Genomic DNA, 13,058 nt, shown 5'->3' with positions numbered 1-13,058 from the left:
TTATCCGGACAAAACCGATCACAACCAAGGATCCCGCGTGAGAATCTTTTCCGGCCTGGGCGGCAAGTTACTGCTGGCCTTCTCCCTGATGGCATTGCTGACCCTGAGCGCCTCCCTGCTGGGTTGGGTCGGGCTCAATCGCCTGCGCCAATTGGAGCAGGGGGTGCAGCAGACCCTGGCGAGCCAGGAGAGTGCCCGCACCCTGTCCCGCCTGAGCGGCGAGATCCAGAACTCGTCTCACCTGCTGGCCATGGCGAGCAGCGAGGCGGAGCGCGAACATCAGGGACGCCTGCTGACCCTGCAGGGGCAGCAGATGCAGCGGGTGCTGGAGCAACTCGGCACCGAGGGCGATCTGGCGCAACTGCACCGGCTCAGCCAGACCATCATCGGCAACCTCGGACAACAGGGTTGGCTGGTGGGGGAGCGGTTGACCCTGATGACGCAAGGGGGGGAGCTGCGTACCCGTCTGGTGAGGGCCGCGGGCCAGGTGGCCGAGCTCGCGCGCAGCCAGATGGAGAATGCCGAGACGGTGATGGTGGCGGGCATTGGAGATCTCTATCGGCTGCAGGGCAAGCAGGCTGACGCGGCGCTGGATCGACTGTTGGAGCAGGATCTCGACTGGCTGGAGCAGATGACCGAACTGCGTCATCGCACCCTGATGCAGCAACAGCGCATCGAAGAAGTCTGGCGAAGCGATCAGCCCTCGGCCCTGCAACAGTTGCAACAGGATGTGCGCAGGGAGTTGGCCATCTTGCGGCTGCGGGCGGGGGCGGTGACGGATCCCGGCCGCCGGGCGTCGGTGGATCAGGCGCTCAGCGTGCTTGAGCAGAGCGATCGACTGGTGCAACTGCGCAGTGACTGGCTCGGCAAGGGAGAGGCGCTGCGGGTGCTGGCCTCGGCCAATGACGCCATGATGAGCAGCCTCAACCAGCAGGTCGGGGCCCTGGTCAGCGGCGCGCGCGACGCCCTGGGTCAGAGTCAGCAGGCGCTGCGTGAGCGGCTGCAACTGGTGGAGCGAGCCCTGGTGCTGATCGGCCTGCTCACCCTTGGCCTGTTGATCCTGCTGATGTGGCGCATGGTCTATGGCCGCATCGTCTGGCCGCTGCAACATGCGGTGGAGGGGATGAGCCGGCTGGCCCGGGGGGATCTGGCGCCGCTGCGCCCCATCGCCGCCGAGGGGCGGGACGAGCTGGCCGAGCTGGGTCAGGCCTTACAGGTGTTTCGTGACAACGCCATCGAGCTTGGCCGCTATCAGCGCGAGCTGGAGTCGCGGGTGGAGGAGCGCACCTTGCAGCTCAGCCATGCCAACGATCGCCTCAACGAAGAGGTGGAGAAACAGCGGCTGGCCCGCGCCGAGGCCGAGCAGGCCAACCGTGCCAAGTCGGTCTTCCTGGCCACCATGAGCCACGAGATCCGCACCCCCATGAACGGCATTCTGGGGGGGCTCACCCTGCTGGAAGACACTAGCCTCAATGTGATGCAGCAGCGCTACCTTGCCGCCATCGAGCACAGCGGGGAATCCCTGCTCGAGATCCTCAACGACATTCTCGACTACTCCAAGATTGAGGCGGGCCACGTGGAGGCACGCCGCGAGCCCTTCCCGCTGCCACAGCTGGCCGAGGAGCTGACGGCGCTGTTCAGACCCAAAGCCGAGGCCAAGGGGTTGCGGCTCGAACTGAGCTGCGCGCCCACCTTGCCGCCGGTGGTGGAAGGGGACATGGGCAAGTTGCGCCAGGTGCTGGCCAACCTGCTGGGCAACGCGGTCAAGTTCACCAGCAAGGGCTGGATAAGGCTCGACGTGGCAGCGCTGAACTGCGGTGGCCCCTGTGCCGAGCCCTGCATCGAATTCGTGGTCAGCGATACCGGCCCCGGCATCGCCGCAGATGAGCAACAGGCGGTGTTCGAGGCGTTTCGCCAGCGCAAGCGGGACATGGGCCATCAGGGCGGCACCGGGCTTGGGCTCGCCATCAGCCAGAAGCTGGTGAGCGCCATGGGCGGTGAATTGTTGCTGTCCAGCCAAGCGGGGGCCGGTTGTCGTTTCAGCTTCAGTCTGCCGCTGCAACGCTCGGCCGCGCTCTTGCCCGCCGAATCGCAGCCCTTCCTGCAGTGCCAGCCGCGCGAGATCTTGTTGGTGGAAGACAACGAGATCAACCGGCTGGTGGCGCAAGGCATGCTGGATCGGCTCGGCCACAGCGTCACCCTGGCGGAGGATGGTCGCAGCGCGCTGAGCCTGGTGACCGAGCGGGCGTTCGATCTGGCGCTGCTCGACATCAATCTGCCGGACATGGATGGCCTCAGCCTGCGCGAAGATCTGGCCGCCATCAGCGAGGAGGTGCACGAGCGTGCACTGCCCGCCATCGCCATCTCGGCCCAGATGTACCCCGAGGATATCCGCCATTGTCTGGCGGCGGGCTTTGCCGATTTTGTCGGCAAGCCGGTGCGACTGACTGCGCTGGCCAGCGCCATCAGCCATCTGTTCAAGGACGAAGAGCAGGCAGTTGTCTCGACCCAGAGGGGGCCAGCGACGCCTCAGACCCGGACGCCGGTCAATGAGGTGTTGGATGCCGATCTGGCGCTGCTCGGCCAGGAGCGTATCCGGCAGCTGATCGCGTTGTTTGAGTCACAGGGCAAGACGCTGGTCGCCGAGTTGGCACAGAGCGAGCCGGGGGAGGCGCGCCGTCAACTGGCCCACAAACTCAAGGGCAGCGCGCTGGCACTGGGCTTGGCCGAGTTCGCCGAGCGCTGCGCCGAACTGGAGGCGGGCGGTGATGACACGCAGGTGCTGACAGGGCAATTTGCGGCGGCGCTGAAGGGGTTGCATGACTGGCTGGCGGCGAAAACGGCGGCCTCCGGCTAAATAACTTTGCATTTTACAACATATATTCAACATTTTTTTGGGTGGTTGGACTGTCTCTTTGAACCCGCTCCGGTTACAATGCGCGAGCCTATTTCACCTAACGCGCAAACGATTTTCAGGAGATAAACGGATGTTGAAACGTGACATGACCATCGCAGGCTATGATCCTGAGCTGTGGCAGGCCATCACAGACGAAACCCGTCGTCAGGAAGAGCATATTGAGCTTATCGCGTCTGAGAACTACACCAGCCCCCGCGTCATGGAAGCCCAGGGCTCCCAGCTGACCAACAAGTACGCAGAAGGCTATCCGGCCAAGCGTTACTACGGTGGTTGCGAGTACGTGGACGTGGTCGAGACCCTGGCCATCGAGCGCGCCAAGGAACTGTTTGGTGCCACTTACGCAAACGTGCAGCCGCACTCCGGCTCCCAGGCCAACAGCGCCGTCTACATGGCTCTGCTGCAGCCGGGCGACACCGTGCTGGGCATGAACCTGGCCCACGGCGGTCACCTGACCCACGGCTCCCCGGTCAACTTCTCCGGCAAGCTGTACAACATCATTCCCTACGGCATCGATGAGTCCGGCAAGATTGACTACGACGAGATGGAACGTCTGGCCATCGAGCACAAGCCGAAGATGATGATCGGTGGCTTCTCCGCCTATTCCGGTATCGTTGATTGGGCCCGCATGCGCGAGATCGCCGACAAGATCGGTGCCTGGCTGTTCGTCGACATGGCCCACGTGGCCGGTCTGATTGCCGCAGGCGTCTACCCGAACCCGGTGCCCCACGCCCACGTGGTCACCTCCACCACCCACAAGACCCTGGCCGGTCCGCGCGGTGGTCTGATCCTCTCCGCTGCCGATGACGAAGATCTGTACAAGAAGCTGAACTCCGCCGTCTTCCCAGGTGGCCAGGGCGGCCCGCTGATGCATGTCATCGCCGGTAAGGCAGTGGCCTTCAAGGAAGCGCTTGAGCCCGAGTTCAAGACCTACCAAGCTCAGGTCGTCAAGAACGCCAAGGCCATGGTCGAGGTGTTCCTGGCCCGCGGTTACAAGATTGTCTCCGGCGGCACCGACAACCACCTCATGCTGGTTGACCTGATTGGTCGCGAGCTGACCGGTAAAGAAGCCGATGCTGCCCTCGGCAAGGCCAACATCACCGTCAACAAGAACTCGGTGCCGAACGATCCGCGTTCCCCCTTCGTCACCTCCGGTGTGCGTCTGGGTACCCCGGCCATCACTCGCCGCGGCTTCAAGGAAGCCGAGAGCAAGCAGCTGGCTGGCTGGATCTGCGACGTGCTGGATAACCACGACAACGACGAAGTGCTGGCCACCGTGCGTGAGAAAGTGCTGGATATCTGCCGTCGTCTGCCGGTTTATGCCTGATACGCCAAAAATTTTGGTATAAAAACAATGCCACCCTCGGGTGGCATTGTTGTTTATAGCGTGGCGCCATTTGGGGGCCGCGCTCAGTCCGCCAAGCGAGGAGTCCCCATGCCACATCAGACAATGCCCAGCGATGATGACCTTATCTCGTCCATCCGCGCCCAGTACCACTTTCGCCCAAGCGCAGAAGGCCTGCTGGCCTGGGATGTGCGCCGGCTGATAAGGCTCGGCCGTGTGCTGCCGGTGCGCGCCGTACCGCTTGGCCAGATAGCGGAGCTGGACAAGGATCACTGGTACGGTCATGGCAGCGTGACACCCACGGTGCGCAGCATCGTCGAGCACTGCCAGCTGATGCTGGCGGCCGATCTCGCCCATCTCATCATCCTCGATAGCGAGGGTAGGGTCATGGATGGCATGCACCGGGTGAGCAAGGCGCTGATGCAGGGGGCGACCCACATCAATGCGGTGCAGTTCGAGCAGGATCCGGTGCCCGATTATGTGGATTGCGATCCCGACACCTTGCCCTATGACGACTGAATAGCTGCGCTCATTCTCGTTGCAGCCTCAATGCCACCCACGGGTGGCATTGTTTTTTCTGCGCTTTTACCGGTTTTGGGTGGCCGTGTTACACTGGCTGACCAAGATCCTGACCCAAGTGGCAGGTGACCCTTTACTCGTCATGAGTTTGCGCCGGAGGTCCGATGCATTGCCCGTTCTGTAGCGCCGTTGATACCAAGGTGATCGATTCCCGTCTGGTGGCAGAAGGCCATCAGGTGCGCCGCCGCCGTGAATGTCTGCTCTGCCACGAGCGCTTCACTACCTTCGAGATGGCCGAGCTGGTGATGCCGCGCATCATCAAATCCAATGGCTCTCGCGAGCCCTTCAACGAAGACAAGCTGCGCGGTGGCATCTTGCGGGCACTGGAGAAACGGCCGGTGAGCATGGAAGCCATCGAGAAGGGGGTCAATCACATCAAGTCCCGCCTGCGCGCCACCGGTGAGCGCGAGGTTGCCTCCCAGCTGGTGGGTAATCTGGTGATGGATGAGCTCAAGATCCTCGACAAGGTGGCCTATATCCGCTTTGCCTCCGTTTATCGCAGCTTTGAAGACATCCGCGAGTTCGGCGAAGAAATCGCCAAGCTGGAGAAATAACGAGGATGAGCAAGGCAATATCCGCTTCGCCCCTCTCTACCTCAGGACTCGAAGACATTCGTGAGTTTGGCGAAGAGATCGCCAAGCTGGAGAAGTAACGAGGGTGAGCAAGGCAATATCCGCTTCGCCCCTCTCTACCTCAGGACTCGAAGACATTCGTGAGTTCGGTGAAGAGCTTGCCAAGCTGGAGAAATAAGCCAGCAACCCAAGAATTGCGTTAGAACCCCTATTTCCTCGCGTTGAACGGGAGCCCAGATGTTTAGTCAAGACGATTACCAATGGATGAACCGGGCCCTCGAGCTGGCCCGCCGCGGGCGCTATACCACGGCCCCGAACCCCTGTGTCGGCGCCGTGCTGGTCAAGGCCGGTGTGGTGGTCGGGGAGGGCTGGCACCAGCGTGCCGGTGAACCCCACGCCGAGGTCTATGCCCTGCATGCCGCCGGTGAAGAGGCCCGTGGCGCCACCGCCTACGTGACCCTGGAGCCTTGCTCTCATCACGGTCGTACCCCCCCTTGCGCCGAGGCGCTGATCAAGGCCGGGGTGACCCGGGTGGTCGCCGCCATGGTGGATCCCAATCCCCAGGTGGGCGGGCGCGGCCTGCGCATGCTCTCCGAGGCGGGCATCAAGGCCGACTTCGGCCTGCTCAGCGCCGAGGCCGAGGCGCTCAATCCCGGCTTCTTCAAGCGGATGCGCACCGCTTTCCCCCAGGTGACGGTGAAACTCGGCGCGAGCCTGGATGGTCGCACCGCCATGGCGAGTGGCGAGAGCCAGTGGATCACCGGCCCCCTTGCCCGTGCCGACGTACAGCGGCTGCGTGCCCGTCACGACGCCGTGCTCTCCAGCGCCGAGACGGTGCTGGCCGATGGTGCCTCGCTGAACGTGCGTTGGGACGAGCTGCCTCCCTCGGTCAAGGCGGTCTATCCCAAGGAAGCCCTGCGCCAGCCGCTGCGGGTAGTCATCGATTCGCAAAACCGGCTGACCCCGGACCTGCCCCTGTTCAAGACCACTGGGCCCGTGCTGCTGGCGCGCCACAAGGTGGCTGGTGACTGGCCCGAGTGGGTGCAGCAGCTGGAGCTGCCGCTGCTGGATGGCAAGCTGGATCTGGTCAGCCTGTTTATGCTGCTGGCCAAGCGAAACATTAACTCTGTGCTGGTGGAGGCGGGGCCGCGGCTGTGCGGCGCCTTGCTAAACAAGGGCTTGGTGGATGAGCTGGTGCTCTATCAGGCACCGAAGCTCTTGGGGGACGAGGGCCGCGGTCTGTTCCACCTGCCCGAGTTGACCCGGCTGTTCCAGGCGCCCAAGCTCAACCTCAAGGATGTGCGGCTGGTGGGGCAGGATATTCGCATCACGGCCAAGATCGTTTAAGGCGCTTCCAGGCTCCTTTGAGGGATGTGCGGCTGGTGGTCGATTGAAAACAGCATCTGCATCACGGCCGGGATAGCCTGATCTTTCCATTTTATTGTCGGGGCGGCATGGCCCCGTCAGCAGCAAGGTGATCTGCATGTTTACCGGAATTATCGAAGCCATGGGTACCCTGGCCGCTCTGCGTCGCCAGGGGGAGGACATGGCCCTCACAGTGCACGCGCCGACCCTGGATTTCAGTGACGTCAAACTCGGCGACTCCATCGCCACCAACGGCGTCTGCCTGACCGTGGTGGCCCTCGGTGACAAGAGCTACACCGCCGACGTGTCGCTCGAAACCCTGTCGCGTACCGGTTTTGCCACGGCCAAGGTGGGCGATCCCGTCAATTTGGAAAAAGCCTTGATGCCGACCTCCCGCCTCGGTGGCCACCTGGTCTCCGGCCACGTGGATGGCATCGGCGAGGTGAAGAACAAGTCCAGCAGCGGCCGCGCCATCGAGTACTGGATTGAAGCGCCTGGCGATCTCGCCCGTTACATCGCCGAGAAGGGCTCCATTGCGGTGGATGGCATCAGCCTCACGGTCAACGCCGTAGAGGGCACCCTGTTTCGCCTCACCATAGTGCCGCACACTGCCCAGGAGACCACCATCGCCCGCTGGAAGCCGGGCCATCGCGTGAATCTCGAGGTGGATCAGATAGCCCGCTATCTGGAGCGGCTGATGCAGGGCAAGGCGCAGGACAACAATGCCTCGTCGCTGACCCTGGAGAAACTGGCGCAATCCGGCTTCTTGTGATAGTTGATTATTTTGGTTTGTAATTATTTTATGGAATTTTATTTCGTAAAATAATTAAAATTAAGCATTTTAGGCTGTGAATGTACGGCTATTTGCCCTGTTAATAAGGGATCTCGGCGGATCTCGGCATTTATTGCGCCGACCAGCCTTGCGACGTGACGAGCAAAAACGGTTTTCTGTGATCCCGCGCAGCTTGAAATGGGGGCCTCTGCCCCCATCTAAGTCAGAATAACCCCGTATCAAGTCGAGCCCGCAGGCTCAATCCCGAAGCATGTTGATGGAGTAGCCCATGGCGCTGAGCACAACCCAGGAAATCATTGCCGATATCAAGGCTGGCAAGATGGTGATCCTGATGGATGACGAAGACAGGGAGAATGAAGGGGACCTCATCATGGCCGCCTCCTGTGTCCGCCCTGAGGATATCAACTTTATGGCCCGCTACGGCCGTGGCCTCATCTGCCTGACCCTGACCCGGGATCGCTGCAAACAGCTGGCGCTGCCGCTGATGGTGGACCGCAACAACGCCCAGTTCTCCACTGCCTTCACCGTGACCATCGAAGCGGCCGAAGGGGTGACCACCGGTATCTCCGCCGCCGATCGCGCCGTGACGGTGCAAGCCGCGGTGGCGCCGAACGCCAAGGCCGCCGATCTGGTGCAGCCCGGCCACATCTTCCCGCTGATGGCGCAGGATGGCGGCGTGCTGACCCGCGCCGGCCACACCGAGGCGGGCTGCGATCTGGCCCGGCTTGCCGGTTACGAGGCGGCCTCCGTCATCGTCGAGATCCTCAACGAGGACGGCAGCATGGCCCGTCGCCCGGATCTGGAAGTGTTCGCCGAGCAGCATGGCATCAAACTTGGCACCATTGCGGATCTTATCGAGTACCGCAACCAGCACGAGACCACGGTCGAGCAGGTGGCCGAGTGCAAACTGCCCACCGAGCACGGTGAGTTCGACCTCATCACCTTCCGCGACACCATCGACAACCAGGTGCATTTTGCCCTGAAGAAGGGTGACATCAAGGCCGATGAACCGACCCTGGTGCGGGTGCATCTGCACGACGTGCTGAGCGATCTGCTGCAGACCGACCGCCACGCTGCCCGCAGCTGGCCGCTGGCGAAATCCATGGCGCGCATCGCGAAAGAGGGTGGCGTATTGGTGATTTTGGGTGCAGAAGCCCAGGGCGACGAGCTGCTGGCCCGGGTCAAGGCGTTCGAAGCCGCCGACAAGGGACTGGCACCGGAAGGAGCCAAGTGGCAGGGCACATCGCGTCGGGTCGGCGTGGGCTCCCAGATCCTCAAGACCCTGGGGGTCGGCAAGATGCGCCTGCTGAGCTCGCCCAAGAAGTATCACGCCCTCGGCGGCTTCGGCCTGGAAGTCGTCGAATACGTCGGCGAGTAATCTCGCCCACGCCATCGCTTCCCACCATGGGTTGGGGAGCGTTGGGGGCAATGAAATAAGGGATGACCTCGGTCATCCCTTATTGTTTGTTGTCTGCCCTTGAGAGCTTGTCTTAGCGGCGACGGCGCAACCAGGCAAGGGGCAGCAGCAACAGGCTGACAAGGCCGATGGCACCACCGCCGCCACTGGAGGTCGAGGTGGAAGTGGTGGTTGTCGTTGCTGTGGTTGTCGGGTTGCCGCCTGCTGCCGTCACACCCGTGGTCGTCGTGTCGCTCGTCTTGATGGGTTTGCCGGTCATGCTCATCAGAACGGCCTCAAGACGCTGACTTCCCCCCCGCTCGTCGATGGCGGTGAGTCTTACCTCCTGGAGACGCAGTGTGCCCACGGTGTCGTTGGCATCGGCGCGCAGACGCAGGGTGCAGTGCTGCCCTGCCTCCAGGCGCTTGGGGCAGCCGTTGAACATGGCGGGAGCGTTGCTGTCGAGGCTGCTCAGGGTCAGGGCCTGAGTGGTGCGGTTGGCGAGTTGGTAGTCGGCCCAGCCACTGGTCCCCTGAGGCAGAACGAGGCCGCGGATACTGGTCAGGGTGACCCCCTGTTGCTGGCTGGAAATCCATCCCTTGAAAGCCGGGGCGTAGACATAGCCGCCGGCGCTGCCGGTGGCGCAGGGGTAGGCGCCGTAACTGGTGACGCCGACCAGCTCTCCCCCATGGGTTAACGGGCCGCCACTGTCGCCCTTGCAGGTGTCCTGACCGAGCAGGTTGCCGGCGAAGATGTGAGTGAGGGTCTGATCGCCATACCAGCGGTCCCGCTCCCCTTGGTAGGCGAGATCCACTGCCAGCAGCTGCGAACTGCTCTTGGTCGCGGCAGGGTTGGTGCCACCGTAACCGAGGGCATTGAGCCGGGTGGTGCCCAACGACCAGGTGTCCTTGGCCGTCAGATCGGCAATCCTGATGGGGGCGAGGGAGACGGGAGTGGCGAGGTGCAGCAGGGCCACATCCGAGGAGGAGGGGGTCTTGTCGGGACTCCCCAGATTATTCAGCAGGTTTTGATAGTACTCGGGGTGCATCAGCACCTGGTCGACCCTGCTGCGGGTGTGGGGACGGCTCAGGTCCGTCACATCAATGGCCACTTCCATCGGGCCAGATTGGGCATCGGCGACACAGTGGGCGGCGGTCAGCACCCACTGACTGTCGATCAGGGTGCCACCGCAGAAGTTGACCCAGGTGCCATCGATGACTTCACCGACAGCCGCCATCCAGCTGGGTGCTGCCGTGGCGTTGCCGCCGATGATGCGTGGCATGCCGGTATCGGCTTGGGCGGCAAGTGGGAGCAGGCATGCGAGCGCGACGCCGCTGCGTTTGAAATACAACATATTGAACTCCTTGATATTATTATTTTTACCCCGTGGAAGGCGCCCGTATTATTAGCAGGTCGGATCAGTTGTGAAAAAAATTAATAAGGGGCTACTGACCGGAATGGTGATGCCTGTTTTTGTCCCATTGCCTTTGTGTTAGAATGTGCGCACTTTTGGCCGCGGTCCTATTGATGGCCCTACTGATTGCACAGAGACAGGATTTCCAATGAAGATTATCGAAGGAAATATCGCCGCTCCCGAGGCGCGTGTTGCTATTGTCGTTGCCCGTTTCAACAGCTTCATCAATGACAGCCTGGTGAACGGCGCGCTGGATGTGCTCAAGCGTCAAGGCCAGATCGAGGAGAGCAATCTGACCCTGGTGCGTGTGCCGGGTGCTGTCGAAATCCCCCTGGCGGCCAAGAAGCTGGCCAAAAGTGGTCAATACGATGCCATCGTCGCGCTCGGTACCGTCATCCGCGGTGGTACTTACCACTTCGAACTGGTGGCGAGCGAGAACGGCAAGGGTCTGGCCCAGGTAATGATGGAATATGAAATTCCCGTTGCCTTCGGCGTGCTGACCACCGAAAACATCGAACAAGCCATCGAGCGCGCCGGTACCAAGGCGGGTAACAAGGGTGCAGAGGCTGCACTGAGCGCGCTCGAAATGATCAACGTCCTGAAACAGCTTGAGGAATAATACATTGAAACCGTCCGAGCGCCGTAAAGCCCGCCATTGCGCCACCCAGGCCATCTACCAGTGGCAGATGACCAAGGCCAATGTGGGCGACATCGAAGAGCAGTTCAAGATAGATCAGGACACCAAGGGTGTGGACCTGAGCTATTTCCGTGATCTGCTGTTCGGGGTAGCCGTTCACTGCAACGAGCTGGACAAGGTGTTCTCACCTTTCCTCTCCCGTCCGCTGGAAGAAGTGGACATGGTGGACAAGGCGATCCTGCGTCTGGCGACCTACGAGCTGACCCGTCGTGATGATGTACCGCCGCGCGTGGTAATCAACGAAGCGATCGAGCTGGCTAAAGCCTTCGCCGCCGATGACAGCCACAAGTTTGTCAACGGTGTACTGGACAAGGTGATCAAGACGCTGCCGAAGCGTTGATCCTGCCGTCCATCAGCATTAAAGAGAGGAGCCAGCTTATTGCTGGCTTTTTACTGTATGGGTGAATTTGAGCTGATTGAGAAGTACTTCAAGGTCCCCCACGCCCGCAAGGACGTGGTGATGGGCCCTGGAGATGACTGTGCCCTGCTGACCCTGCCCGCCGATACCCAACTGGCTGTGAGCACCGATACCCTGGTCAGTGGCGTGCATTTCTTTCCCGACATGGATCCGGTGGATCTCGGCTACAAGGCGCTGGCGGTCAATCTGTCCGATCTCGCCGCCATGGGCGCCGAGCCGCGCTGGGTCTCCATGGCACTGACCCTGCCCGCCATCAACGAGGCCTGGGTTGCCGGTTTTGCCGAAGGCTTCCTGGAGCTCGCCGAATACTACAACGTGGCCCTGGTCGGTGGTGACATGACCCGCGGGCCGCTCTCCATCACCGTCTCGGTGAAGGGCTCGGTGCCGACCGGGCGCGCCCTGCTGCGCAGCGGCGCCAAGGCCGGTGACGGCATCTATGTCACCGGTACCCTGGGAGACGCGGCGCTCGCGCTCTCGCACCTGCTCGGCAAGCGGGTACTCAACGAGAACCAGCTGGCCGCCGTGCTGCCGCGCCTCGATCATCCCCATCCCCGTATTCTGGCGGGGCAGGCGCTGCGTGGGCTGGCGGGCAGTGCGCTGGATCTCTCCGATGGCCTGGCCTCGGATCTCGGCCACATCCTAAAGGCCTCCGGGGTGCGGGCGCAGATCGATCTCAACCTGCTGCCGCTCTCCCCGGTGTTGCAGGATGCGGTGCCCGCACGGGATGCCTGGCAGCTGGCGCTGGCCGGCGGCGACGATTACGAGCTCTGCTTCACCGTGCCGGAAGAGCATCGCGGTGCGCTGGACACGGCGCTCGCCAACTGCGGCGTCAAGTTCACCCGCATCGGCCGCATCCTGGCAGGCGATCCCGGCATCGACTATCTGCAAGATGAGCAGCCGGTCGAGCTGGCGCTCAAGGGCTGGGATCACTTCGCATGAGCTGGTTGATGATCAAGCCCGAGTTGAAGCGGCTGAACCTGAAGAACCCGCGCCACCTGCTGGCGGTGGGCTTTGGCGCCGGCCTCTCCCCGAGGGCGCCGGGCACCATGGGCACGCTCGTCGCCATTCCGCTCTACCTGCTGGTGAGCGGCCTGCCGACCCCTTGGTTTATCGCCTTGCTGGTGCTGGGTTTCCTGGTGGGGATCTGGCTCTGCCAGGGGGCGACCGATGCCATCGGCATGCCGGATCACGGCGCCATCGTCTGGGACGAGGTGATAGGCTTTGGCGTGACCATGATAGCGGCCCCGGCCGGCTGGATCTGGGTGCTGGCCGGTTTCGTGCTGTTCCGGTTTTTTGATGTGCTCAAGCCCTGGCCCATCTCCTGGTTCGACCGTCGCATTCACGGCGGGTTTGGCATCATGCTGGACGATCTCATCGCCGGCCTGTTCTCCCTGCTGGGCATGCAACTGCTGGCCCACTGGTTGGCCTGATAGGTTAGGTGGGCTGACGTCGGCCTTATGCCGGATAAACTGATCGCCGATCCGGTGTCTGCAGCTCCCTGCTGCGGATATCACCAGGACCCATTGCCGGGCATGATCCCCTGATATCGCGCGCAGGTCTGGCCT

Annotated in this window: 12 protein-coding genes; 11 read left to right on the top strand and 1 reads right to left on the bottom strand. The window is 62.3% G+C overall.

What is annotated here, in order from left to right; all coding sequences use genetic code 11:
* The first annotated feature begins 37 nt into the window (after positions 1 to 37).
* From torS to ribBA, 7 genes are all read left to right on the top strand, one after another.
* A complete protein-coding gene (gene torS, locus BN1137_RS16475; RefSeq protein ID WP_050719635.1) occupies positions 38 to 2,857 on the top strand; it encodes a TMAO reductase system sensor histidine kinase/response regulator TorS in 2,820 nt (939 codons plus the stop codon).
* 130 nt (positions 2,858 to 2,987) lie between these two features.
* Positions 2,988 to 4,241, top strand: coding sequence for a serine hydroxymethyltransferase (gene glyA / locus BN1137_RS16470; protein WP_050719634.1), 1,254 nt, complete (start codon positions 2,988 to 2,990; stop codon positions 4,239 to 4,241).
* Positions 4,242 to 4,349: 108 nt separating this feature from the next.
* Entirely contained in the window at positions 4,350 to 4,778 is a 429-nt protein-coding gene (locus BN1137_RS16465) for a hypothetical protein (protein WP_050719633.1), read from the top strand.
* A gap of 164 nt (positions 4,779 to 4,942) precedes the next feature.
* Positions 4,943 to 5,392: a transcriptional regulator NrdR gene (nrdR, locus tag BN1137_RS16460; RefSeq protein WP_050719632.1), complete on the top strand. Its 450-nt coding sequence runs from the start codon at positions 4,943 to 4,945 to the stop codon at positions 5,390 to 5,392.
* Positions 5,393 to 5,647: 255 nt separating this feature from the next.
* Positions 5,648 to 6,757, top strand: coding sequence for a bifunctional diaminohydroxyphosphoribosylaminopyrimidine deaminase/5-amino-6-(5-phosphoribosylamino)uracil reductase RibD (ribD, locus tag BN1137_RS16455; protein WP_050719631.1), 1,110 nt, complete (start codon positions 5,648 to 5,650; stop codon positions 6,755 to 6,757).
* Positions 6,758 to 6,893: 136 nt separating this feature from the next.
* Positions 6,894 to 7,547 carry a riboflavin synthase gene (locus tag BN1137_RS16450; RefSeq protein ID WP_050719630.1) on the top strand — a complete coding sequence of 218 codons (654 nt, stop codon included), beginning with the start codon at positions 6,894 to 6,896 and terminating at the stop codon, positions 7,545 to 7,547.
* A 289-nt stretch (positions 7,548 to 7,836) separates the two neighbouring features.
* Positions 7,837 to 8,946, top strand: a complete 1,110-nt coding sequence (gene ribBA, locus BN1137_RS16445) for a bifunctional 3,4-dihydroxy-2-butanone-4-phosphate synthase/GTP cyclohydrolase II (protein ID WP_050719629.1) — start codon at positions 7,837 to 7,839, stop codon at positions 8,944 to 8,946.
* A gap of 112 nt (positions 8,947 to 9,058) precedes the next feature.
* Here the strand turns inward: ribBA and BN1137_RS16440 are convergent, their stop codons facing one another.
* A complete protein-coding gene (locus tag BN1137_RS16440) occupies positions 9,059 to 10,318 on the bottom strand; it encodes a S1 family peptidase (protein ID WP_050719628.1) in 1,260 nt (419 codons plus the stop codon).
* Between the two features lie 208 nt (positions 10,319 to 10,526).
* Here BN1137_RS16440 and ribH point away from each other — a divergent pair, with 208 nt between their 5' ends.
* From ribH to BN1137_RS16420, 4 genes are read left to right on the top strand one after another with little or no spacing between them, the layout of a single operon-like run.
* Positions 10,527 to 10,997 (top strand): 6,7-dimethyl-8-ribityllumazine synthase, encoded by a 471-nt coding sequence (gene ribH, locus BN1137_RS16435; protein WP_050719627.1) that lies wholly within the window; start codon positions 10,527 to 10,529, stop codon positions 10,995 to 10,997.
* A gap of 4 nt (positions 10,998 to 11,001) precedes the next feature.
* A complete protein-coding gene (nusB, locus tag BN1137_RS16430) occupies positions 11,002 to 11,415 on the top strand; it encodes a transcription antitermination factor NusB (RefSeq protein WP_050719626.1) in 414 nt (137 codons plus the stop codon).
* A gap of 57 nt (positions 11,416 to 11,472) precedes the next feature.
* Positions 11,473 to 12,432 (top strand): thiamine-phosphate kinase, encoded by a 960-nt coding sequence (thiL, locus tag BN1137_RS16425; RefSeq protein ID WP_050719625.1) that lies wholly within the window; start codon positions 11,473 to 11,475, stop codon positions 12,430 to 12,432.
* The gene (locus BN1137_RS16420) at positions 12,429 to 12,923 is read left to right on the top strand and encodes a phosphatidylglycerophosphatase A family protein (protein WP_050719624.1); all 495 of its coding nucleotides are present in this window, start codon (positions 12,429 to 12,431) and stop codon (positions 12,921 to 12,923) included. The genes thiL and BN1137_RS16420 overlap by 4 nt, the downstream gene beginning before the upstream one ends.
* Positions 12,924 to 13,058 lie beyond the last annotated feature (135 nt).

Source organism: Aeromonas tecta, assembly GCF_000820185.1.
Lineage (GTDB): Bacteria > Pseudomonadota > Gammaproteobacteria > Enterobacterales > Aeromonadaceae > Aeromonas > Aeromonas tecta.
This window is presented reverse-complemented; position numbering and strand designations above follow the sequence as displayed.